Annotated in this window: 22 protein-coding genes and 2 riboswitches; of the genes, 9 read left to right on the plus strand and 13 right to left on the minus strand. The window is 71.9% G+C overall.

Features of this window, described 5'->3' with window-relative positions; translation table 11 throughout:
• The first annotated feature begins 83 nt into the window (after window positions 1–83).
• Window positions 84–1,079 carry a serine hydrolase domain-containing protein gene (locus tag KCQ71_RS16125; protein WP_223407717.1) on the plus strand — a complete coding sequence of 332 codons (996 nt, stop codon included), beginning with the start codon at window positions 84–86 and terminating at the stop codon, window positions 1,077–1,079.
• Between the two features lie 91 nt (window positions 1,080–1,170).
• The gene (locus tag KCQ71_RS16130) at window positions 1,171–1,395 is read left to right on the plus strand and encodes a hypothetical protein (protein ID WP_223407719.1); all 225 of its coding nucleotides are present in this window, start codon (window positions 1,171–1,173) and stop codon (window positions 1,393–1,395) included.
• An 80-nt stretch (window positions 1,396–1,475) separates the two neighbouring features.
• Here KCQ71_RS16130 and KCQ71_RS16135 read toward each other — a convergent pair whose 3' ends face one another.
• From KCQ71_RS16135 to KCQ71_RS16155, 5 genes are all read right to left on the minus strand, one after another.
• On the minus strand, window positions 1,476–2,270 hold the full coding sequence (locus KCQ71_RS16135) for an exodeoxyribonuclease III (protein ID WP_223407721.1): 795 nt from the start codon (window positions 2,268–2,270) through the stop codon (window positions 1,476–1,478).
• Window positions 2,264–3,655 carry a UTP--glucose-1-phosphate uridylyltransferase gene (locus tag KCQ71_RS16140; protein WP_223407723.1) on the minus strand — a complete coding sequence of 464 codons (1,392 nt, stop codon included), beginning with the start codon at window positions 3,653–3,655 and terminating at the stop codon, window positions 2,264–2,266. Before KCQ71_RS16140 ends, KCQ71_RS16135 begins: the two co-directional genes overlap by 7 nt.
• Window positions 3,656–3,840: 185 nt before the next feature.
• A complete protein-coding gene (locus tag KCQ71_RS16145; protein ID WP_223407725.1) occupies window positions 3,841–4,698 on the minus strand; it encodes a bifunctional 5,10-methylenetetrahydrofolate dehydrogenase/5,10-methenyltetrahydrofolate cyclohydrolase in 858 nt (285 codons plus the stop codon).
• Window positions 4,695–5,993, minus strand: a complete 1,299-nt coding sequence (glyA, locus tag KCQ71_RS16150) for a serine hydroxymethyltransferase (RefSeq protein WP_223407727.1) — start codon at window positions 5,991–5,993, stop codon at window positions 4,695–4,697. Before glyA ends, KCQ71_RS16145 begins: the two co-directional genes overlap by 4 nt.
• 41 nt (window positions 5,994–6,034) lie before the next feature.
• Window positions 6,035–6,122: riboswitch (ZMP/ZTP riboswitch) on the minus strand.
• Between the two features lie 29 nt (window positions 6,123–6,151).
• Window positions 6,152–6,679, minus strand: a complete 528-nt coding sequence (locus KCQ71_RS16155; RefSeq protein WP_223407729.1) for a GNAT family N-acetyltransferase — start codon at window positions 6,677–6,679, stop codon at window positions 6,152–6,154.
• Window positions 6,680–6,747: 68 nt separating this feature from the next.
• On the opposite strand from KCQ71_RS16155, the gene purU reads away from it, so the two are divergent.
• Window positions 6,748–7,611 carry a formyltetrahydrofolate deformylase gene (gene purU / locus KCQ71_RS16160; RefSeq protein WP_223407731.1) on the plus strand — a complete coding sequence of 288 codons (864 nt, stop codon included), beginning with the start codon at window positions 6,748–6,750 and terminating at the stop codon, window positions 7,609–7,611.
• Window positions 7,612–7,742: 131 nt separating this feature from the next.
• Here purU and KCQ71_RS16165 read toward each other — a convergent pair whose 3' ends face one another.
• Together KCQ71_RS16165 and KCQ71_RS16170 are read right to left on the minus strand one after the other, a co-directional pair.
• Complete coding sequence (locus KCQ71_RS16165; protein WP_223407733.1) at window positions 7,743–8,372, minus strand: DUF3169 family protein; 630 nt, start codon at window positions 8,370–8,372, stop codon at window positions 7,743–7,745.
• A gap of 109 nt (window positions 8,373–8,481) precedes the next feature.
• Window positions 8,482–11,538 (minus strand): alpha-mannosidase, encoded by a 3,057-nt coding sequence (locus KCQ71_RS16170; RefSeq protein WP_223407735.1) that lies wholly within the window; start codon window positions 11,536–11,538, stop codon window positions 8,482–8,484.
• Window positions 11,539–11,720: 182 nt separating this feature from the next.
• Between KCQ71_RS16170 and KCQ71_RS16175 the strand changes: the two genes are divergently transcribed.
• Window positions 11,721–12,302: an HdeD family acid-resistance protein gene (locus KCQ71_RS16175; RefSeq protein ID WP_223407737.1), complete on the plus strand. Its 582-nt coding sequence runs from the start codon at window positions 11,721–11,723 to the stop codon at window positions 12,300–12,302.
• Between the two features lie 108 nt (window positions 12,303–12,410).
• On the opposite strand, the gene KCQ71_RS16180 is transcribed toward KCQ71_RS16175, so the two are convergent.
• Entirely contained in the window at window positions 12,411–13,397 is a 987-nt protein-coding gene (locus KCQ71_RS16180; protein WP_223407739.1) for a malate dehydrogenase, read from the minus strand.
• 249 nt (window positions 13,398–13,646) lie between these two features.
• On the opposite strand from KCQ71_RS16180, the gene KCQ71_RS16185 reads away from it, so the two are divergent.
• The gene (locus KCQ71_RS16185) at window positions 13,647–14,750 is read left to right on the plus strand and encodes an MIP/aquaporin family protein (RefSeq protein WP_223407741.1); all 1,104 of its coding nucleotides are present in this window, start codon (window positions 13,647–13,649) and stop codon (window positions 14,748–14,750) included.
• An 80-nt stretch (window positions 14,751–14,830) separates the two neighbouring features.
• Here KCQ71_RS16185 and KCQ71_RS16190 read toward each other — a convergent pair whose 3' ends face one another.
• Window positions 14,831–15,139: a DUF3017 domain-containing protein gene (locus KCQ71_RS16190; RefSeq protein WP_223407743.1), complete on the minus strand. Its 309-nt coding sequence runs from the start codon at window positions 15,137–15,139 to the stop codon at window positions 14,831–14,833.
• A gap of 286 nt (window positions 15,140–15,425) precedes the next feature.
• Window positions 15,426–15,998, minus strand: a complete 573-nt coding sequence (locus tag KCQ71_RS16195; protein WP_223407744.1) for a GNAT family N-acetyltransferase — start codon at window positions 15,996–15,998, stop codon at window positions 15,426–15,428.
• A 73-nt stretch (window positions 15,999–16,071) separates the two neighbouring features.
• Between KCQ71_RS16195 and KCQ71_RS16200 the strand changes: the two genes are divergently transcribed.
• On the plus strand, window positions 16,072–17,316 hold the full coding sequence (locus KCQ71_RS16200) for an NAD(P)/FAD-dependent oxidoreductase (RefSeq protein WP_223407746.1): 1,245 nt from the start codon (window positions 16,072–16,074) through the stop codon (window positions 17,314–17,316).
• A gap of 41 nt (window positions 17,317–17,357) precedes the next feature.
• On the opposite strand, the gene purH is transcribed toward KCQ71_RS16200, so the two are convergent.
• Window positions 17,358–18,944, minus strand: coding sequence for a bifunctional phosphoribosylaminoimidazolecarboxamide formyltransferase/IMP cyclohydrolase (gene purH, locus KCQ71_RS16205; RefSeq protein WP_223407748.1), 1,587 nt, complete (start codon window positions 18,942–18,944; stop codon window positions 17,358–17,360).
• Between the two features lie 72 nt (window positions 18,945–19,016).
• Window positions 19,017–19,109: riboswitch (ZMP/ZTP riboswitch) on the minus strand.
• A gap of 129 nt (window positions 19,110–19,238) precedes the next feature.
• Here purH and KCQ71_RS16215 point away from each other — a divergent pair.
• Window positions 19,239–19,412, plus strand: coding sequence for a hypothetical protein (locus KCQ71_RS16215; RefSeq protein ID WP_223407752.1), 174 nt, complete (start codon window positions 19,239–19,241; stop codon window positions 19,410–19,412).
• 52 nt (window positions 19,413–19,464) lie between these two features.
• Window positions 19,465–20,010, plus strand: coding sequence for a GNAT family N-acetyltransferase (locus tag KCQ71_RS16220; protein WP_223407754.1), 546 nt, complete (start codon window positions 19,465–19,467; stop codon window positions 20,008–20,010).
• A 46-nt stretch (window positions 20,011–20,056) separates the two neighbouring features.
• Here KCQ71_RS16220 and purN read toward each other — a convergent pair whose 3' ends face one another.
• Complete coding sequence (purN, locus tag KCQ71_RS16225; RefSeq protein ID WP_223407756.1) at window positions 20,057–20,716, minus strand: phosphoribosylglycinamide formyltransferase; 660 nt, start codon at window positions 20,714–20,716, stop codon at window positions 20,057–20,059.
• Window positions 20,717–20,820: 104 nt separating this feature from the next.
• Here purN and KCQ71_RS16230 point away from each other — a divergent pair, with 104 nt between their 5' ends.
• Window positions 20,821–21,348 carry a hypothetical protein gene (locus KCQ71_RS16230; RefSeq protein WP_223407758.1) on the plus strand — a complete coding sequence of 176 codons (528 nt, stop codon included), beginning with the start codon at window positions 20,821–20,823 and terminating at the stop codon, window positions 21,346–21,348.
• A gap of 12 nt (window positions 21,349–21,360) precedes the next feature.
• On the opposite strand, the gene KCQ71_RS16235 is transcribed toward KCQ71_RS16230, so the two are convergent.
• Window positions 21,361–22,635: a cell division protein PerM gene (locus KCQ71_RS16235; RefSeq protein WP_223407760.1), complete on the minus strand. Its 1,275-nt coding sequence runs from the start codon at window positions 22,633–22,635 to the stop codon at window positions 21,361–21,363.
• Window positions 22,636–22,682 lie beyond the last annotated feature (47 nt).

Genomic DNA, 22,682 nt, shown 5'->3' on the forward strand with positions numbered 1-22,682 from the left:
GATGCGCGAGCCGCACGCCCCCGCTGCGACGCCGTCCGCGATGCCGGCGACTGTCCGCCGATCCGTCAACTATGGTTGCCAGCATGGACCCGCAGACCCCGAAGGCCCGATCGGGCGAGCAGCTCGCCGCAAGGGTCCACGCACTGCTCGGACCCAGGCATCCGGTGTTCGCCGTCGCGACGGTCATGCCCGATGCGGTGACCGTGGCCTCCCGCGGCGCCGATCTGCACGCCGACTACGAGATCGCGTCTGTCTCGAAAGGGATCACCGGACTGCTCTACGCGGACGGGATGGACCGTGGGGAGGTACGTCGCGACGCGACCCTCGGCTCGCTTCTCCCGCTGGGTGGTACGCCCGCCGCGGACGTGACGTTGGCGGCGGTCAGCACCCATCGCTCCGGGCTGCCCGGGCTGCCGCGGTCCGCGCATCCGTGGCGCCGCACGATCACCCTGTGGCGACATGGGACCAATCCCTACGGTGAGACCCTGGCGCAACTGCTCGACCAGGCTCGAGGGGTCCGGGTGGGCAGGCCACGGGTCCGCTACTCCAACTTCGGGTTCGAACTGCTGGGCCATGCCGTAGCCAACGCCGCCGGGATGACCTTCGCAGACCTCGTCCGCGAGCGCCTTGCCCGGCCCCTCGGGCTCGATCGCGTGTACGTCCCGGCGACCACCGGCCAGCTTCGGCCGGGCGCGCTCACCGGCGCCACCGTGCGGGGCCGGCCGCGCCAGCCCTGGACCGGGGAAGCGCTGGGACCGGCCGGTGGCATCCGCTCCTGCATCGGGGACCTGGCCAGGCTCGCGGTGGCACTGCTCGCCGGCTCGGCGCCCGGCATCGCCGCCCTCGACCCGGTCGCGCCGCTCGGCATGGGCGCCCGGATCGGCGCCGGCTGGGTCACCACGCCGGTTGACGGACGTCCCATCACCTGGCACAACGGGGGATCCGGTGGCTTCCGATCCTGGTTCGGGCTCGACCGCAGCGCGGGTACCGCCGCAGTCATCCTGACGGCCACCGCGGCCTCGGTCGACCGTCCCGGCTTCACGCTCCTCGCCGAGCAGAGTGGACCCGTGAGTGGCTGAGGCGGGCATCACGCCACGGCAGATCGGCGGTCGGGGGCGCAGTAGGCTCGGTCCACCATCACCCAGCGACATCCGAGCAGAGGACCCCCACGTGATCAGGAAGCCCCTGCTTGCCGTCGTCGGCATCATCGCCATCCTGATCGGAATCGTCTGGGCGGGCCAGGGCTCGGGCCTCCTGCCCGGCAGCGTCATGACCGGGGACCCGACGTGGCTCGTGATCGGCCTGATCTTCATCGTCGCCGGCGCGGTCCTGGGGTACCTCAGCACGCGCGGCCGGTCCTGGCGCAACCCGAACGGTCCGCCCGGACAGCACTGACAGCACCGACACGACTGACGACACTTCCAACACCGCCGACGACGCTCCGGCGGCACCGCTGGTCGGCACCACCCGCGGTGTCAGAGGTCGTAGAGCACCCGCACCGGCGCGTGGTCGGAGAACCGCGCCTCGTAGGTGGGCGCACGGTCGATCACCGCGTCTTTCGCGCGCTCGGCGAGGGCCGGCGTGGCGAACTGGTAGTCGATGCGCCACCCCGAGTCGTTCGTGTACGCCTGACCGCGCCAGGACCACCACGTGTACGGGCCGGGGCCGTCGCCGCCGAACCGGCGGCCCAGGTCCACCCAGTCCTGCTCGTCGATCCACCGGTCCAGGTAGGCACGCTCCTCGGGGAGGAACCCCGCCGACCGGCGGTTCGTCTTCCAGGCCTTCAGGTCGACCTCGCGGTGGGCGATGTTCAGGTCGCCGCCGACGACGACGCACCGGCCGGTGGCTGCCAGTTCGCCCATCCGCGCGGTGACGGCATCGAGGTGCGCGTACTTGAGGTCCATCGACGGTGTCCCGGCCGTCCCGGAGTGCAGGTAGGTGGAGACCACGGTGACCGGCTCGCCGCCGAGCTCGAGGTCCGCCTCCACCCACCGGCCGACGTCCGCCTCCGGTTCGTCGGCGGAGAGCCCGATCCGGACGGCGGTGAACGGCTCACGGGCGGCGACCGCGACCCCGGCCCGCCCCTTGGCCGCGCCCTCGGTGTGCACCACGTGCCAGTCCGGGCCGAGGTGCTCGGCGAGGATCTCGTCCGTGGCCCGGACCTCCTGGAGCAGCATCACGTCCGGGGCGTGCTCGGCGATCCACTCCCCCATGCCCCGGCGGAAGGCGGCCCGGATGCCGTTGACGTTGACGGAGCCGATGCTCAGCACGTGACCGATCCGGACAGTCGGGTGCCGTCGGCGATGGTCGTGGGCTGCTCGGCGCTCACTTGCACGTCGCCGACGCAGACGATGCCGGCGCCGAAGGTCACGTCCCCGGTCACGTCCAGGCCGGTGCACTCCCGCAGCGACGGTGGTCCGGCCGGGAACCGGGCCTCGAAGTCGGGAACGAGCTTGTAGTGACCGTCCAGGCGGATCGCCGGTTCGTCGTGCGTGATGACCGAGTTCACGACCGAGTCCGCATCGAGCTCGAACACGTCCGAGCGCAGCAGGAGCAGCTCGTTGGTGGTCTTGACGGGCCGGAACCGGCGCCGCGGCACCAGCAACGCCTGGGAGCCCTCGAAGGCCTCCACCGCCGTGCCCATCGCGGACTCGATCTGGATCACGGGCGTCGAGGAGGAGTCCGAGGGATCCACGGTCTTGCGGTTGACCACGATCGGCAGGCCGAGCACTCCGTCCCGCTCGTCGAGGAGCCGCTCGAGCACGTCCAGGTCCACCCACAGGTTGTTCGTGTGGAAGTACTGGTGGCGGTCGTTGTCCTGGAAGTGGTGGTCCTCACCGTCGGCGACCATAGCGCTGTCCCGCAGGATCATCCGGCCGTCGCTACGCCGGCGGGCCAGGTGCCCGCCCTTGCGGTCGTTCGCGGTGCGGGGGCAGACCTCGGCCGCATACGGCACGCTCTGCTCGAACATCCACGCGGCCACGTCCGGGTCGCAGGTGGCGCCGAGGTTGTCCGCGTTGGACAGGAACACATACCTGATCCCGTGCGCGCGCAGGGCGCCGAGCAGACCGCTGCCCTGGAGCGCGACGTAGATGTCCCCGTGTCCCGGCGGGCACCACTCGAGTTCCGGGTCGGCCGGCCAGTCGACGGGCGCGAGGGTGTCCGCCGCCAGCTTCGGCTCCGCGTTCTGCAGGAAGTCGAGCGGCAACCCGTCCACGGCGAGGTCCGGGTACTTCTCAAGGATCGCGAGGGACTCCGACCGGGTCCGGAACGAGTTCATCAGGATCAGCGGGAGCTGCACGTCGTGCTGGGCGCGCAGGGCGAGGACCTGCCGGGCGATGATGTCGAGGAACGTGAGCCCGTCCCGCACCTCGAGGGCGGACTTCGGCCCGGTCATCCCCATGGACGTGCCGAGCCCGCCGTTCAGCTTGATGACGGCGGTGCGAGCCAGGGCATCACGGCGCTGCTGCGGGGTGGCGGCGAAGTCGCCGAGCGCTGGGACCTCGCCGAGCGGCTCGATGGTCTCCTCAGGGATCAGGCCCTGCGCTCCGGCCGCGAGGTCGCGCCAGTAGTGGGCGAATACGTTGATCGCCCGTGGATCGATGCCCCGCGCCTGCATCTTCGTGATGGCTGCCTGCAGCCCGTCCTCAGTCATGGCACCAACCCTATGACGAGCCGACGACGGCGGGCGCCGGGCGTCCATATGGCGCCCGGCCTGTCGGTGGTGCCACCGGCCGGGCCGATCCCGTCGGACCGTCGAGGAAGCCGCCAAGGCGTCGAGTCAGCCGGGGCGAGCCGCCTGAATCGACCCCTTGGCGACTGACAGTCGCCGCCCGAGGCTCAGGCGACGCGGCGCTCCGCGGCCTCGACGGCGTTGCGGAACAGCAGCGCGATCGTGGTCGGGCCGACACCGCCCACACGCGGAGTGATCGCCCCGGCGACCTCCGCGCAGGACTCGTCCACGTCCGGCAGCAGGCGCTTGCCCTCGTACCGGACCCCGCCGCCGATCACGGTGACGCCCGGGGTGAGGTGTTCGGGTTGCAGGATGCCGGGCACGCCGGCGGCCGCGATGACCACCTCGGCGCGCCGGGTGTAGTCGGCCCAGTTCGGGACCCCGGTGTGCACCACGGTCACGGCCGCGTTCGCCGTCGGGCGCTTCTGGCTGAGCAGCAGCGCGAGCGGACGCCCGAGCGTGGTGCCGCGGCCCAGGATGCACACCTCGCGCCCGGAGATCGGGATCTCGTGGTGCGCGAGCAGCGCCTCGATCCCGGCCGGGGTGCATGGCACCGGTCCCGGCATGCCGAGGGCGAGGCGCCCCATGTTGACCGGGTGCAGCCCGTCCACGTCCTTGTCCGGGTCGAGCGCGAGCAGGGCGGCGTCGAAGTCGATCTGCGGCGGTGTGGGGTGCTGCACCAGGACGGCGTCGACGTCGGCCGCGTCGTTCATGTCGCCGATGGCGGCGAGCACGTCCGCCTGGGTCGCGTCGGCGCCGAGGTGGATGTGCGGGGAGGTGAAGCCGAGCGAGGCGGCCTTCTCCTGCTTCATCCGGATGTACCCGGCGCTGGCGGAGTCGTCCCCGACCAGGATCGTGCCGAGCCCCGGAGTGTGACCGGCAGCGATCAGCGCGTCGATCCGCGGGCCGAGCTCGGCGAACACCGCGTCGGCGACAGGCTTGCCCGGCAGCAGTCGCGCGCTCACTGCTGCAGGCCGGGGTAGAGCGGGAAGGCGTCGGTGAGGGCCTTGACCCGGGCGCGCGCGGCGTCCAGGTCGGCGCCGGAGCCGGCCGCGAGGACTCCGCCGATGATGTCGGCCACCTCGGTGAACTCGGTCTCCCCGAAGCCGCGGGAGGCCAGCGCCGGGGTGCCGATCCGCAGGCCGGAGGTGACCCGCGGGGGGCGGGGGTCGAACGGCACCGCGTTGCGGTTCACGGTGATCCCGGCCGCGTGCAGGAGGTCCTCGGCCTGCTGACCGTCGAGGTCCGAGTGCCGCAGGTCCACCAGGACCAGGTGCACGTCCGTGCCACCGGTGAGCACGGACACGCCGGCGGCGGTGACGTCGGAGGCGGTGAGCCGCTCGGCGAGGATCTGGGCGCCGGCGATGGTGCGGCGCTGCCGGTCGGCGAACTCCTCGCCGGCCGCCACCTTGAACGCGACGGCCTTGGCCGCGATGACGTGCATCAGCGGGCCGCCCTGCTGGCCGGGGAACACGGCCGAGTCGAGCTTCTTGCCGAACTGTTCGGAGTCGCGCGAGAAGATCACACCGGACCGCGGGCCGCCGAGGGTCTTGTGCACGGTGCTGGAGACCACGTCGGAGTGCGGAATCGGGTTCGGGTGCAGCCCCGCGGCAACGAGGCCTGCGAAGTGCGCCATGTCCGTCCACAGGTACGCGCCGACCTCGTCGGCGATCGACCGGAACGCCTCGAAGTCGAGCTGGCGGGGGTAGGCCGACCAGCCGGCGATGATCACCTGCGGCCGGGCCTCGAGCGCCTTCGCCCGCAACGCGTCGTAGTCGATCCGGTGGGTCTGCTCATCCACGCCGTAGGACGCGACGTTGTAGAGCTTGCCGGAGAAGTTGATCTTCATGCCGTGGGTGAGGTGACCACCGTGGGCCAGCTGCAGCCCGAGGATGGTGTCGCCCGGCTTGATCAGGGCGTGCAGCACGGCCGCGTTCGCCTGCGCGCCGGAGTGCGGCTGGACGTTCACGTACTCCGCGCCGAACAGGCTGGCGGCCCGCGCGATGGCGAGGTTCTCGGCGATGTCCACCTGCTCGCAGCCACCGTAGTAACGGCGACCGGGGTAGCCCTCGGCGTACTTGTTGGTGAGTACCGACCCCTGTGCCTGGAGCACGGCGCGCGGGACGAAGTTCTCGCTCGCGATCATCTCGAGCGTCTCACGCTGGCGGGTGAGTTCCCCCTCGAGCACGGCGGCGATCTCGGGATCGAGCTCCGCGAGCGTCTGCTCGTTGACGGGGATGGTGGACGTGGGCTGGTTCATGCTTCCTCCGCAGGCGATGCAGTGATGGGTCTCATCGGATCACTCCAGGCCCAGGCGGGCGACCTCGAGTCGAGTTACTGCATCGCTCCCCGGTGGTGATCCACCTCGGCGCCAGTCGCGATGGGTCCAGCCTAGCAAGGCCGAAGGCCCCGCCGGGGTCAGGCCTCCGCGGGCGACGAGGTGGCCTCGTCCGTCTCGGTCTCGCCGGTCTCCATCTCACCGAGGATCTTGCGCAGGTAGGCGTAGGTGAGGTCGCCGGCGTTCTGGTCGTACTGGTGCTCGAAGCCGTGCTTGGCGTAGAGGGAGAGGTTCTGCTTGGAGTCCTGCCCGGTGAACACCCACACCTCGTTGGTCTGCTCCGGCAGGTAGCCGAGGACCGACATGAGCAACTGGGTCCCCAGGCCCTGGCCCTGCAGGTCCGGCACCACCGCGAGGCGGCCGAGCAGGGCCCGGTCCTCCTCGAGGCCGACCCGCACCGAGCCGACCAGCCGAGGACCGATCCACGCGCCGAGCGTGACGACGTCCGCCCGCGCCAGGTCCTCACGCAACTCGTCGAACGTCTGCGTCAGGGCCGGGATGTGCGGGTCGTCATACAACTGCGCCTCGGTCACGAACGCGGCCCGACGCACGGTCAGCAGCTCGCCCGCGTCCTTGTCCTCGACGACGTCGATCCTCAGCTCGTCCATGCCCCCATCCTTCCACTCCGCCGCGCCCGCGCGAACCCGAACCGCCCGGGGACGGCTAACCTCGCGGTGTGACGAACGCAGCCACCTCCCCCGAGCACTGGGTCCTGACCCTCTCCTGCCCCGACCGACCTGGGATCGTGCACGCCGTCGCCGGCGTGCTCGCCGCCAACGGGGGCAACATCACCGAGTCCCAGCAGTTCGGCGACGCGGGCACGGGGCTGTTCTTCATGCGTGTGCAGGTGGAGTCCGCGACCGCGAAGGCGGATCTGGAGGCCGCGGTGACGGAGGTCGCCGAGCAGTTCTCGATGACGTGGACCCTGGACCGCGTCGGCCGCCCGCTGCGGACCGTGGTGATGGTCTCCACCGCGGCGCACTGCCTGAACGACCTGTTGTTCCGCGAGCGCGAGGGCCGGCTGCCCATCCACGTGGTGGCCGTGGTCTCCAACCACACCCAGTTGGCGCCGATGGCGCAGTTCTACGGGGTGCCGTTCCACCACATCCCGGTCACCTCCGGCACCAAGCCCGCTGCCGAGCGCGAACTGCTGGACCTGGTCGACGAACTCGACGTGGAGCTCGTCGTGATGGCCCGCTACATGCAGATCCTCTCCGACGACCTGTGCCACGCGCTCGAGGGCCGGATCATCAACATCCACCACTCGTTCCTGCCGAGCTTCAAGGGTGCGCGGCCGTACGCACAGGCGCACGACCGCGGCGTGAAGCTCATCGGTGCGACCGCCCACTACGCGACCGCGTCCCTGGACGAGGGACCGATCATCGAGCAGGACGTGGAGCGGGTCACCCACGCCGACGACGCCGCCGAACTGGTCGCGATCGGTCAGGACGTGGAGCGACGGGTACTCGCCCGCGCGGTGCGCTGGCACGCCGAGCACCGGGTGCTGGTGGACGGCCACCGCACGGTGATCTTCCGCTGATCGTCACCGCCCGCTGCACCGTGTCGGTCCGGTCGGGTACAGCACGAACGCCCCGCCGGTCCGGCGGGGCGTTCGTCTCTGAAGAGCCATGGTCGACGGCGGTCGTCGCCGTCCGTGCCGGTCGCGCCGCTTTACGGGCGGTACTCTCCCGGGCGCGGGCCGGAGTCGGAACCCGGCGCCGGGTAGCCGCCGGGCGGGGTGACGCCGGGCGGCGTGGCGCCGCCGGACGAGCCGGAGTACGCGGTCGGGTCGAAGTTGCCGCCCGCGGTGAACGACGCTGCCTTCTTGGCCTTGTTGTAGCCGATCAGCCCGCGGATGCCGACGATCAGGCCGGCCAACATGAAGTACCAGGGGAAGTAGTACCGACCCCCGGTTGAGCTGCTGGCCGCGATCCCGAAGCTGACGGCGAACACGAGCACCGCGGCGGCGAGGATGCCGAAGCCGATGAGGGCCGAGTTGCGGGCCTTCTTGATCTCCTCCTGCGCGAGTGCCGCGGATGCCGTCCCTGAAACCCCGCCGTACGGCGAGGCACCGGGTGCAGCCGAGTCCGGACCGTAGCTCGGGTTCTGCCCGGAGGACGCTCCGTATCCCGGGTTCTGCCCGACCATGGGCGCTGCCGAGCCTGCGGCGGCGGCATCGTCGACCCAGTAGTTCCAGCCGGCCGGCGCCGGCGGCCACGACGGGTCCGGCTGCCAGCCCTCGGGCGGGGTGAAGTTCGGCGGGACCTGCCACCCCGGCGGGGCGTTGAATCGTTGGCTCATGCGGAGCAGCCTAGGGCAACCGCAGGGCCACGCCGGTCAGCGTCCATGGGGACAGATGCCCATCTCGGTGCCCGCATCGCACCCATGACCACGCCCACCCGAGGGCCGCTCACCTGGCGAACCGGAGCGTGCAGATCTGGAACGGCCGCAACGCCACCGTGGCGCTCCCGCCGTCGGCCTGCGTGAGCGCGCCCGACCCGTCGTTGCGGGGGCGTTCGAGCAGGTCGGTCTCCGTGACCGATATCACCGGGAAGTCCGCGGTGACCGCTGCGCGGGCCCGCCCGCCGAGGGACTCGTACAGGCGCACGATGACGTCCCCGCTGCCGTCCTCCGCGAGCTTGACGGCCTCGATGACCACGGCGTCGTTGTCGGTGCGCACCAGGGGCGCGACGAGTGCGCCGGAGCCGGTGACGGTGCGCACGTGCAGGTTCATCCGGTACCCCTCCCGCACGGATTCGGCGATGCCCGCGCCGGGGCGGATGCTCGAGCGCAGCACGTGCTCGCCCTGGTCCGCGTCCGGGTCCGGGAACAGCGGGGCCCGCAGCAACGACTGCCGGACCACGGTGATCGGCCGGCCGGCCGGGTCGAGGTCGGCACGGATGTCGTGGCCGTAGGTCTGGTCGTTCGCGACCGCGACGCCGTAGCCGGCCTCGCCGACGTGCACCCAGCGGTGCGCGACGGTCTCGAACCGGGCCGCGTCCCAGGAGGTGTTCGTCGCGGTGGGCCGGTGGATGTGCCCGAACTGGATCTCGGAGGTGGCCCGCTCGGCCTGGACGTCGATCGGGAACGCGAGCTTGAGCAGCTTCTGGCGCTCGTGCCAGTCGACCTCCGTGGTGATCTCCAGGGAGCCATCGATCAGCTCGAGCCGCTGGGTGATGGTCGAGGAACCGAACCGACGGCGAACCACCAGTCGGGCGGTCGTCGCCCCATCTCCGGCGGGCTCGGCGACGATCTCCTCCGCGGTGTCGAGGTCGCGCACCACGTGGCGGTAGTGCGCGTCGATGTCCCAGGCGTCCCACTCGTTCGGGATGTCCCGGTGCACCTGGAGCAGGTTCGCGGCCATCCCGGCGGGCACCACCTCGCGGTCGGCGGTGAGGTCGCGCAGCGAGGTGACCAGGCCGCGCGGGTCAACGACCACCCGAAGGTGGGCGTTGCGCAGGACCCAGCCCTCGCCGTCGGGCTCGATGGTGGCGCCGCCGGGCTCCACCGAGCCACCTACCGCGGCCCCGCCGAGGGCCGGCACACCTGCCCGCGGGAACGGCCCGGCGTTCAGGGCGATCCGGTCGTCGCCGGAGCCGGCCAGGTGACCGAGGGCGGTGCCGATCAGGGCCTCGAGCTCGGCCTCGATGAGGGCGTAGTTGCGCTCCGCCTCGCGGTGCACCCAGGCGATCGACGAGCCGGGCAGGATGTCGTGGAACTGCTGCAGCAGGACCAGGCGCCAGATCCGCTGCAGCGCGTCGGCCGGATAGTCGGCCCCGGCGCGCACCGTGGCCGCCGTGGCCCACAGCTCCGCCTCCCGGAGCAGGTGCTCGCTGCGCCGGTTGCCGGCCTTCGTGCGGTGCTGGGAGGTGTAGGTGCCGCGGTGGTACTCGAGGTACATCTCGCCGGTCCAGGTGGGCGGGTCGGCGTACTCCGCGCGGGCCTGCGTGAAGAAGGCCTCCGGAGTGGACAGCGTCACCTTGGGCGAGCCCTCGAGGTCCGCGGTGCGCCGGGCCGCGGCGAGCATCTCCCGGGTGGGCCCGCCACCGCCATCGCCGTAGCCGTAGGGCAGCAGCGAGGAGTTCGCCCGGCCCTTCTCGGCGTACTGGCGTTCGGCCTTGGCCAGCTCCGCGCCGTTGATCATGGAGTTGTAGGTGTCCACGGGCGGGAAGTGGGTGAAGATCCGGGTGCCGTCGGTGCCGGCCCAGGCGAAGGTGTGGTGAGGGAAGGAGTTCGTGTCGTTCCAGGAGATCTTCTGGGTGAGCAGGAACTCCTTGCCGCTCGCGCGTGCGATCTGCGGCAGCGCCGCGGTGTAGCCGAAGGAGTCGGGCAGCCAGACCTCCTTGGGCTCCACGCCGAACTCGTCGATGAAGAACTGGGTGCCGGCCACGAACTGGCGGGCCAGCGCCTCACCGCCGGGCATGTTCGTGTCCGACTCGACCCACATCCCGCCGACCGGGATGAACCGCCCCTCGCGGACCCGCTGCGCGATGCGCGCGTACAGCTCGGGGTAGAACTCCTTCATCCACGCGTACTGCTGGGCCGAGGAGCAGGCGAACGTCACGTCCGGGTCGGCGTCCATCAGGTTCAGCACGTTGGAGAAGGTCCGGGCGCACTTGCGCACGGTCTCCCGGACCGGCCACAGCCAGGCCGAGTCGATGTGGGCGTGCCCGACGGCGTGCAGCCGGTGCGCGCTCGCGTGGGCCGGGGCGGCCAGCACGTCGGCCAGGCGCTCGCGGCCGACCGCGGCCGTGCCGGCCAGGTCGTCGGGGTCGACGGCGTCCAGCATGTCCTCCAGGGCGCGCAGGATCTGCGCACGCCTGGGTGAGGTGGCCGGCAGCTCGAGCATGAGGCCCTGCAGGGCGTCGACGTCCTGGTTGAGTTCCCAGACGTCGACGTCGAGCAGCGCCAGGTCCGCGGCCCGCAGCTCGTAGATCTCCTCGGTGCCGGCCGTGGCCTTGTCGCCCATGGGCGTGGGCTTGATCCACTGTCCGTTCGGCACGTCCGGGTTGGCGGCCGCCTCCACGTAAAGGTCCACCCACTCCCCGGGTGCCACGTCCAGCGGCAGGTAGTGGTTGCGGGGCTCGAGCCCCTTGAGGAGCACCCCGTCGGAGGACCAGATCGCGCCCTCGGTCTGGAAGCCGGGGCCGGCTCCGGAGAAGCCCAGGTCGACCAGCAGTTCCAGCCGGACGGCACCGGCGCCGTCGGCGGCGAGGTCCTGCGCCCACTCGGCGGGCACCTGCCCGCGCAGGTGGAACCAGACCGTGCTCCACGGCCGGCCCCACGGGCTACCGATCTCGAACGGGGTGTAGGTCTGGCTGAGCGCCTCGGCGAACGGCACCGGTTCGTCCGGGACCTCCCAGGCGGTGACGGTCAACGGGGTGCGGGAGCGGTAGCCGGCGGTCTCGAGGCGCTCGGCGACGAAGCGGCGAAGGCGGTGCTCGGTGCGGGCAGTGGTGTCATGCACGGCGGTTTGTGACTCCGATGTCGGTGGCGGGGACGTGGCCACGGACAACCGTAGTCCGATCCGGGCGATGCCCATACCTCCATACCGGCCCGTACCGCCGCGTGGCACGGACCGCCGGGCGGGCCCCGGTGGTATCAATGGCGTACGTCACCTTCCGCCAGGGGGAGAGAGCAGGAGCAACCGTGTCCGAGTCGCCAACCAATCTCGTCTCCAACCTCGCCAAGGGGGCCTGGTACTACCTGGCGTTGCGCGGGGCCATCGCGATCGTCTTCGGCATCCTGGCCCTGGTCTGGCCGGAGAAGGTCCTGACCGCGTTCGTCCTGCTGCTCGGCATCTTCTGGGCCGTCGACGGCGTCCTCGCGATCGTCCACGGCATCCGCACCCGGGGTACACCCGGAGCCGGCACCGAGATCTTCTTCGGGATCCTCGGCGCGGTCGCCGGCGTGTTCCTGATCGTGCAGCCGGACGTGGGAGCCACGATCCTGCTCATCGTCGCCGGTGTCTGGGCCATCCTCGGTGGTCTGCTGCTCATCGTCTCCGCGGTGCGTGGCCGTCGGAGCCTCGGTGCGGCGTGGACGCTCGGGCTCGCCCTCGGCGTGATCACCCTGGCGTTCGGCATCTTCCTGGTCGCGGCACCGGACGTCGCCGCCACCACCTTCGGGATCCTGCTCGGCATCTACGCCCTGCTGGCCGGGATCGTGCTGGTGCTGATCGGCCTGAGCGTGCGCGCCGTCGGCCGCGCGGTCGAGACGCCCGCTCAGTAACCAGCCGAACCCGTCCAGTAGGGGCGCCCGTCCTGCAGCAACGACGACGGCGCCCGTCCACACGCGAGGTGGACGGGCGCCGTCGGGCGTACGCGGGTCAGGCCCGACTCAGATCAGACCCAGACCCTTGACGGCGTCGCGCTCCTCGGTGAGCTCGGCCACCGAGGCGTCGATCCTGGCGCGGGAGAACTCGTTGACGTCCAGGCCCTGGACGATCTCCCAGGTGCCGCCGGTGGAGGTCACCGGGAACGAGGAGATCAGGCCCTCGGGGACGCCGTAGGAGCCGTCCGAGGGGATCGCCGCGGAGGTCCAGGAGCCCTCGGGGGTGCCGTTGACCCAGTCGTGGACGTGGTCGATGGCGGCGTTGGCAGCGGAGGCCGCGGAGGACGCACCGCGTGCCTCGATGATCGCGGCGCCGCGCTTGGCGACGGTCGGGATGAACGTGTCCTCGAGCCAAGCCTGGTCGTCCACGACCTCGACGGCCGGGCGGCCCCCGATCTGCGCGTGGAAGATGTCCGGGTACTGGGTCGCGGAGTGGTTGCCCCAGATGGTCAGGTTCCTGATGTCGCCGACGGCGGCGCCGGTCTTCGCGGCGAGCTGGCTCAGGGCGCGGTTGTGGTCCAGACGGGTCATCGCGGTGAACCGCTCGGCCGGGATGTCCGGGGCGTTCGCCTGTGCGATCAGGGCGTTGGTGTTCGCCGGGTTGCCCACGACGAGGACGCGGATGTCCTCCGCCGCGCCCGCGTTCAGAGCCTTGCCCTGCGGCCCGAAGATGCCACCGTTCGCCTCGAGCAGGTCGCCGCGCTCCATACCTGGGCCGCGCGGGCGCGCACCGACGAGCAGCGCCACGTTCGTTCCCTCGAAGCCCGCCGTCGGGTCGTCGAAGATGTCGATGCCCGCGAGCAGGTCGAATGCGCAGTCGTCCAGCTCCATCGCGGTGCCCTCGGCCGCCTTGACCCCCTGCGGAATCTCCAGCAGGCGGAGCTTCACCGGGGTGTCCGCGCCGAGCAGCTGCCCGGAGGCGATGCGGAACAACAGGGCATAGCCGATCTGGCCGGCGGCCCCCGTGACCGTCACGTTGACGGGCTGAGTCATGGTCGAACTCCTGTCTTGGTCTGGTGACCAGGAGCGCGGAGCGCGGGCATTCGAGGATGAGCGCGTCGGGGAACTCCTGGGCGGTCTGCCACCGGCCGCGCCGACCCGCAACGGAGCGGGGCGGCCGGTATGCGCCACCAGATTACTCGACATCGAGATACCCGGCGCCGTCGGCGTCCACGTTCAGCGGACTCCCAGCCCGGGGTGAGAGGCTAGGCACCGATCACGCCCTCTCTCGACGGGATACTCATGACCAGCACCACCATCGTTGACGACACCGACCACGACGAGGCGGAGGACGCGTACGTCGTCGAGCGGCCACGCTCACTGGGCGAACGCCTCGGTGCCGAGTTCGTCGGCACGTTCATCCTCATGTTCCTCGGGCTCGGTCTCGCGGTATATGGGGGGATCCTCTTCAACGCCGACCAGGTGGCCGAGGCGCTCGCGTGGGGTGTGGCACTGATGGCCGCGATGGCCATGTTCGTGTACATCTCGGGCGGCCATTTCAACCCGGCTCTGACGCTCGGAGCCGCGATCACGGGCCGTCTGCCCTGGTCCGCGGTCCTGCCGTACTGGGTGGCGCAGGTCGCCGGTGCCGTCGCCGCCGCCGCGTTGCTGTTCATCACGACTCCCGCCGAACTGCCGACGCAGCTGCAGCTGGAGTCGGTGCGGGCGCTATTCGCGCAGTCCGCGAGCGGCTTCGGCGAGAACTCGACCTTCGCCCGCGCCTCGACCGGGGCGATCAGCACCACGATGCTGCAGGTCCTGATCGTCGAGGTCGTCGCCACCGCCCTGTTCGTGGGGGTGGCGCTCGCCGTCACCCGGACCACGACCTCGATCCGCCGCGGCTACTCGGCGGCGATCGTGACCGGCCTCTTCTACGGTCTGCTCTCGGTGGCCACCGCCTTCGTGGCCGGCGGCGCGATGAACCCCGCCCGCGCCACCGCGATCGCGGTCTTCTCCGAGAGCTGGGCCCTCGGTCAGGTGTGGCTGTTCTGGGTGGCACCGCTGCTCGGCGGGGCCATCACCGCACTGCTGTTCACGGTGTTCGCACCCGAGCCCCTTCCTGTCGCCGAGTACGACGACGAAGATTACGAAGAGGACGAGGACGACGACTTCGACGGGGACGAGGACACCGACGACGAGGCCGTCACGCACGGCGCCGCGTCGATCACCCTGGACGAGACGACCGACGGCCCCGACGAGGTGGTCAACTGGTCCGAGGTCGACGAGGACAAGACCGACCAGGCCGAGGCTGAGGACGACCAGGCCGGCGACACCGCGGACGCCGAGCGCGAGGACGACCAGGACGACGACGAGTCGCCGGCGCCCGAGGGCACCACTCGCCCCTGATCGCCTCGACCGCCGGACGCACGCACCACCGGGGGCGTGCGTCCGGCGCTCCGGCCGGCGCGGCCTGCGTGGGCGTCAGGTCAGATGGCCCCGACCGGCGCGGTGACGGCGAACACCGCCATCGCCAGGGCCGTCACCAGCAGGAACGCCGCGTCGAACCCGCGTGAGCGCGCGGAAATGCCGTAGGGGCCGGGCCGGGGCGCGACGGCGCGAACGAGCGCCAGCACCGCCAGCTCGGCGGCGAACATGACGGACGCCGCTCGCGCACCGATCAGGAACGACGACGCCACGATCAGGACCATCGCGAGCAGTGCCACCCACATGACGGCGTGGCTGCGTGGCTGCGCCGGGATCGGCACGTCGGCCGGCGCGCTCGTCGGAACGGTCACAGAAGCGAGCGTACCCGCCAGCCCTCGAACACCCGGTCGCTGGCGGGAGATGCCGCCTGTGGACAGCGCCCCGGCCGTGAGATGTCTGCCCTGCATGATCGGGTCATGGCGACCGATGACAGGCCCAGGCGGGAGGAGCATCATCGGTGTCATGACGGCGATGCCATGCACGGGTCGTGGTGGGCAACGCCAGACGGTCGGCGAGCGCGCTGCCGTTCGCCGGCCGTTCGGCGTCGACGTCGTCCCGGCGGACCTCGTCCGACCGGCGCCCTGACCGGCGCACCGGTCAGCGCAGGTCGAGCCGCATGAGCACGCGGGGAAACCCGTTGATCACGGACGTCGTGTCCGCGGCCTTGACGAAGCCGGCTCGCTCGAAGAGCGTGCGGGTGCCGACGTACGCCATCGTCAGGTTCACCTTCTTCCCGTCGTTGTCCACCGGGTAGCCCTCGATCGCCGGTGCACCGTGGCTGCGGGCGAACTCGACGGCGCCGCGGAGCAGGTCGTGCGAGATCCCCCGCCCGCGGTGCCCGGGCCGGACCCGGATGCACCACACGGACCACACGTCCACCTCGTCGACGTGCGGGATCCTGCGGTTGCGGGCGAAACTCGTGTCTGCCCGCGGGTGGACCGCCGCCCAGCCGACGACGTCGCCGGCGTCGTAGGCGAGAACCCCGGGCGGCGGGTCCTGCCGCACGAGCTGCGCAACCCGCTCACCACGGTCGGGGCCGACCAGCGCGAGGTTCTGCTTCGACGGGATCCGGTAGCTCAGGCACCAGCAGACGTTCGCGTCGGGCCTCTTGGGGCCGACCAGGGTCCGGACGTCGTCGAAGGAAGCCGCGGGACGGATCTCGATCGCCATCCGTCGATCGTGCCACCTGGACCGGACATTCCCGTTGAGCCCACTCGCCGACGGCGGCGGTACCGTGGGAGGCGTGAGTCACACCACCAGCCGGCGTCCGAACCGGATCGTGGTGGTGGGTGCCGGGCTGGCCGGGCTGCGCACCATCGCCGAGTTGCGCGAGCAGGGTTACGCCGGGCACCTGACCCTCCTGGGCGACGAGGGGGTGCCCCCCTACGACCGCCCGCCGCTGTCCAAGGAACTCCTCACCCGCGCGAGCCCACTGTGGCTGGCGGGCGACCTCGGCTACGACCTGAGCTCCCTCGTCGACGAGACCCGCCTCGCTGCCCCGGCCGCCGGGCTGCGCCGGACCGGTGACGGGCTGGCCGTGCAGCTGTCCGACGGCGCCGAACTCACCGCGGACGCCGTGGTGGTGGCCACCGGGTCCCGGCCATTGCGCCCGCATGGCTGGGACCACGCCCTGGTCCTGCACTCGGCGACCGACGCCGACGTGCTGCGCGCCACGATCACGCCCGGCGCGCGGCTCGTCGTGGTCGGCGCCGGGTGGATCGGTGCCGAGCTGGCGGGCGTCGCCGCGGCCGCGGGCACCGCGGTGACCGTGCTCGAGGCCGGGCCCACTCCCCTGGGCCGGCAGCTGGGTCGCGACCTGGGCGGGCGCACCACGCCGTGGTACGCCGAGGCCGGGGTGGACCTGCACACCGACGCCACGGTCGCCCGGGTGGAGGCGAACGGCGTGCACCTGGCCGACGGCCGCGCCTTCACCGCCGACGTGGTGCTGTGCGCCATCGGCGCGCGCCCGGCCACCGACTGGCTCGGTGATGCCGTGCCCCGGGAGGCCTCCGGGCACCTGCGCGTCGACGCAGGCGGCGCCACGGTCACGCCCGGGGTATGGGCGGTCGGGGACGTGGCGGCACGGCCGCACCCCACCCTCGGCCGGGTGCCCGGCGGGCACTGGTCCGCCGCGCTGAGCGACCCCGCGCCGTTGGCGCGGGCTCTGCTCGGCTTGGACGACGCCGTGCTCGCGGAGCCCGCACCGTACGTGTACTCGACGCAGCTGGGGCACCACCTGACCGTGTTCGGGCGCCTCCACGGCACGGACGGCGCGCCGGTGCACCTCGTCGACCGCGGAGACGTCGGCGCGGGCCCGTGGACCACCCTCGCCCTGGAGGATGACACGCTCGTCGGCGCGGTCATCGCCGACGCCCCCCGCGAGGTGGCCGCCGTCCGAAGACTGCTCAGCGGCACCGACCTCGCCCGGCTCGACCCCGTGCTCGCGGCGGACCGGACCGCGAAACTCCGCTCCGCCGTCGTGCCCTGACCTCGGCGGGCACCGCCTGCGACGGCGGCGCCGCGCCAGGGTCAGTGCGCGAAGTGGCGCGTCCCGGTGAGGTAGAGGGTGACGCCGGCGGCCCTGGCCGCGGCGATGACCTCCTCGTCGCGCACCGAGCCGCCCGGCTGGACCACGGCGCGCACACCGGCGTCGAGCAGCACCTGCAGGCCGTCGGCGAACGGGAAGAACGCGTCCGAGGCGGCCACCGCTCCGCGAGCGCGATCGGCCCCGTCGGCCCCGTCGAGGTCGGCGTTCGCACGCTCCACGGCGAGGCGGCAGGAGTCGACCCGGTTCACCTGGCCCATGCCGATGCCCACGGACGCGCCGGCGTTCGCGAGCAGGATGGCGTTGGACTTCACGGCCCGCACCGAGCGCCACGCGAACTCCAGGTCCGCGAGGGTGGCCTCGTCGGCCGCTTCGCCGGTCGCCAGGGTCCAGTTGGCCGGGGCGTCGCCGTCGGCGTCGATGAGGTCCGCGTTCTGCAGCAGCATGCCGCCGGAGATGTCCCGCAGGCCGCCGCCGGAGGGCGCGGAGGCCACCGTGAGCAGACGGATGTTCTTCTTCCGGGTCAGGATCTCCAGGGCCGCATCGTCGTATCCCGGCGCCAGCACGACCTCGGTGAAGACGTCCTTGACCTGGTTCGCCATCGCCTCGGTGATGACCTGGTTCGAGGCGATCACACCGCCGTACGCGGAGACCGGGTCGCACGCGTGCGCCTTGGCGTGGGCGTCGGCGATGTCGGTGCCGACGGCGATCCCGCACGGGTTGGCGTGCTTGATGATCGCGACGGTCGGGGCGTCGCCGTGGTCGTGGGCGGCACGCCACGCGGCGTCGGCGTCCACGTAGTTGTTGTAGCTCATCTCCTTGCCGTGCAGCTGCGTCGCGCCGGCGAGGCCGGGCTCACCGAACCCGTCGGTGTACAGCGCGGCGCGCTGGTGCGGGTTCTCCCCGTAGCGCAGCACCGCGGTGCGGTCCCAGGTGGCGCCGACCCAGCCGGGGAAGCCGGAGCCCTCGTCGTCCGGGGCCACGACGTTGCCGATCCAGGACGCGACGTGCACGTCGTAGGTGGCGGTGTGCCGGAACGCGTCCGCGGCGAGACGCTGCCGCTGGGCGAGGCTGAACCCACCGCCCTGCGCGGCGGCGATGACCTCGTCGTAGCGGGCCGGGTCCACCACCACAGCGACGCTCGGGTGGTTCTTCGCGGCGGCGCGCACCATGGACGGACCGCCGATGTCGATCTGCTCGATGCACTCGTCCGGGCTGGCGCCGGAGGAGACGGTCTCCGTGAACGGGTACAGGTTCACGATGACCAGGTCGAACGGCTCGATCTCGAGGTCGGCCAGCTGCTGGACGTGGTCGGCCTTGCGCCGGTCGGCGAGGATCCCGGCGTGCACCCGCGGGTGCAGTGTCTTGACGCGGCCCTCGAGGCACTCGGGGAAGCCGGTCAGCTCCTCGACCCGCGTCACGGGGACCCCGGCGCCCTCGATCACGCCGGCGGTGGACCCGGTGGAGACGAGCGCGACACCGGCGGCGTGCAGCGCGGTCGCCAGTTCGGGCAGGCCGGCCTTGTCGTAGACCGAGACGAGGGCGCGGCGCAGAGGAATGAGATCGGTCATGGGCGTGAACTCCTGGTTCGATGGTCCGAATGGTGCGACCCGAGACGAGTCGCTCGACGACGACGTGCACCACCGCGGCACCCAGGCGATCGGTGCGCTACAGATTCGATCCTTCGGCCGCTCCCAGGTGGTGCTCCACCTCTGACGCCAGTCACGACCGCGGCCAGTCTAGCGCCCGACGGCGGTGGCCGGCCCGGGCGCGTCGGGTCGCCGATCCGTGTCGCGGGACTGCCGTTCCCTGGTAAAATATTGGTCAAGTCTCGTTCAGGGCTGGCCGGACAAAGGGGTACGGACATGGGAAAGACACCATCCGCGTGGTACGTGCGGGCATGGCGAGCCGTCCGCGGATTCGTCGCCGAGATGTTCGCACCGAGCGAAGCGACCGACACGATCGGCACGAACCAGGCGAAGATGCATCCGCGCGTGACGCTGCGCGGCAGGACGATGAACGGTGGTTGGGGGCCGTAACCACGAGCCGCCCACCCGGCGTCCTTCCGACCTGCGAAGTACCATCTCGGTCATGTCGACGATCGAGACCGGCCGGCTCACGATCCGGCCTCCGGTCGAGGAGGATCGCGACAGTTTCGTCGCAATGTTCACCGACGAGGCGTTCACCGTCTTCTCCGACGGCGTGCACGACGTGGCATCGGCCAATGCGCGGTTCGACGGGATGCTGCTCCTGGCCGACGCAGTCCCGTACGCCAAGCAACCGGTGATCGAGCGGGCGACCGCCGCGATCGTCGGGTACACCGGCGTCGGCACGGCCGTGGTCGACGGACTCGACCGGCTCGAGTGGGGCTGGCGGTTCGTGCCCGAGGCGCGCGGCCGCGGGTATGCCACCGAGGCGACGACGGCATTGCTCGCCGTTGCCGACCGGTTCACCGACGGCGAACTGCTCTGCCTCATCGATCCCAGGAACGCGGCATCGCGGCGTGTGGCCGACAAGGTCGGATTCCGCTGGTGGAAACGCATCGACTGGATGGACGATCCGGCCGAACCGACCGACCTGCTCATTCGGACGGTCGGAGCCGGCGGCCCGCCGCTGCTCACCCCCACGCTCGGCTGACGCGGGGCCGTCGGTCGTCGAAGGCCGCGTCGGCCGTCGATGAACCTCAGCCGTCGATGATGAAGTGCCGGCCCTCGACCCGCCAGGACTGGCGGGCCAGTCTGCCGGTGTACTCCACGAGCTGGGCCCGCTCGGCGACCTTGATCCGCTCGGTCAGGGACTCCTCGGTGTCGTCGTCGAGCACCGGGACCGCGCACTGGGCGATGATCACGCCGGTGTCCACGCCCTCATCGACGACGAACAGGGTCGCACCGGCCAGCTTCACCCCGTAGGCAAGTGCCTCCCGTGGGCCGTGGATGCCCGGGAACGACGGCAGCAGGGCGTTGTGGGTGTTCAGGTACCGCCCGCCGAACTCGGCGAGGAACCGGGCGCCGACCAGCTTCAGGAAACCCGCGGAGATCACCAGGTCGGGTGCGTACTCGGCGACGGCGTGGGTCAGGGCCGCGTCCCAGGTGTCCCGATCGGGGTGGTCGCCGAGGCGCTCGACGAACGTCGGGATTCCCGCTGCGCGGGCGACGTCGAGTCCGGCGCAGCCGGGGCGGTCCGCGCCGACGGCCACCACGACCGCGCCGTAGGCCGAGTCGGCCGCCGCCTCGAGCAGCGCGGCGAGGTTCGACCCGCCGCCGGAGATGAGGACCACGACCCGGGTGGGGCCACGGCCTGCTTGGACGTCTGATCCGGCGTGGGCGGGCGTGGGAGTGGACACAGCGTCCGACTGTAGTCCGTGCGGATGTATGGGTGGCGAGCGCGGGCCTCGGATCTGGGAGAATGGACACTGGTCGTGGCCGCTGGACGCCGGAGGAGGGTCGGATGAGCAATCCTTATGCCCCGCCGGACCCGTCGCGGCCCAAGCCCGACCCGGATCGGCACAGCGCCCGGCGACCCGGTCTCCCGTCGGGAGCCCGCATCGGGACGGATCGAAGGGCCGAGCCGCCCCGGCCGGCGCCGACACCCGAGCAGCTCATCGAGATCAGCCGCTCCGTCATGTTCTTCGGCCTGCTGCTGCTCGCCGCGGTGCTCACCTCCGGTCTGCCGATCCCCTGGCAGGTCGCTGCTCCGGTGTTCGCGGCCGGCGCCATCGTGGTGGGCCTGCGGACGATGGGCCGGATCCGCCGGGCCGGCGTGCGCGGCATGATCTCGGTGTTCCTCACCGGCGGCATGGTGCTGTCCGCCCTGATGCTGTTCTCTTCGGTCACGTTGCTCTCGCTGTGGCCGGCCCAGGTGGAGCGCCAGCAGTGTCTCGACTCGGCACTGACGATCGCGGCCCAGGACCGGTGCGAACAGCAGTTCAGCGAAGCCGTGGCCGAGCGGTACGGCACCGGCGGATCCGGCGGCTGAGGAGGTCGCGGGTCAGGACCGTTCGTCGGGCCGGACCTCGCCCCACCAGGACCGCACCACACCACGCAGGGCACGGAAGGCGCGGGCCGTGGTCGGGTGTCCGAGGATCACGACCACCGACGCTCCGAGCAGCACCTGCCAGCCGACGGCGAAGGCCACCGCGCCCGCGTCGGCCCCGACGACCGCCATCCGGCCGGGGCCGATCCCGCCCGAGCCGGCCCCGACCGCGACGGCGACGACGGCTGCGGTCAGAGCCACGGCCACCACGACCGCCGCGACCGAGCGGAGTAGGTCCTCCTTCGCCGATGCCCGGTGCAGCCACCACCCGGCGGCCGCGCCAGCGAGAACCCCGAGCACCACCACGATGCCGAGTTCGCCGAGCAGGCTGCCGGGCTCCGGCAGCGCGCCGAGCGCCGGCACCACGGGGAGCGGTCCGGCGTCGATCCCGGTGGGTGTGAACGCCGTCCCGTCCCCCACCGAGAATCCCGGGCCGGCCACGAAGGCGAGCGCCCACATCATCAGCGTCGGTACGAGCAGCAACTGCGCGAACACGGCGATCACCGTGCTCACCCCGTCGGTGTGCAGGCCCTCATGGAGGTCGAGGATCTGGTCGAACGAGACGACCACCGCGGCCACCACGGCCGCCAGCGACACGATCGCCAGTGCCACCAGGATCCGCACCCCGGCCCGCAGACCCAGGACGAACCAGTCCGGGACCGACTCGGCGAGGCGGGTCACGGCACCGGGCAGCCGCGGGTACCGGCCGCGCTGACCGAGCAGCGACCCGGCCACAGCCACCGCGAGCGCACCGGCGAGAGCCCGGGCTCCGCCGTCGACCCCCGCGAACGCGACGAGCAGACCGGTGACGGCGACGTACGTCGCCGATGCGATCAGCAGCGACGCCCATCCGGCGAGCTGGGCACGGCGCACCGCGGCCGACATCAGGAACACCGACAGCGCCGTGACCCCGATCGGCACCAGCGTGATTTGGAGGCCGCCGAGGGAGAGCGACGCCCCGTGGCCGAGCAGCCACGCCGCGGTGCCCACCCGGGCCGCCTCCAGCCAGCCGGCCTCCCCGAGCGCCGGCGCAGCGGCCGTGGCCACGTACGCGGCCACGGCCGGGATCACCAGCACCAGCCACCCGAACAGAACCGCCTCCGCGCCGGCGAGCAGTCCGCGCACGGAGTGCTCCGGCAACCGGAACGTCGGGCGACCGCCGCCGCTGCCATAGGCCTCGTGCTCGATGACGCGCGGTGGGATCGTCGGCGGGCGGGTGGTGGTACTCATCGCCTCCCATGGTCACCCGGATCGGCCCGCGCGGGCCGTTCGGCGCG

This window comes from Occultella gossypii, from assembly GCF_019947135.1.
GTDB lineage: Bacteria > Actinomycetota > Actinomycetes > Actinomycetales > Beutenbergiaceae > Occultella > Occultella gossypii.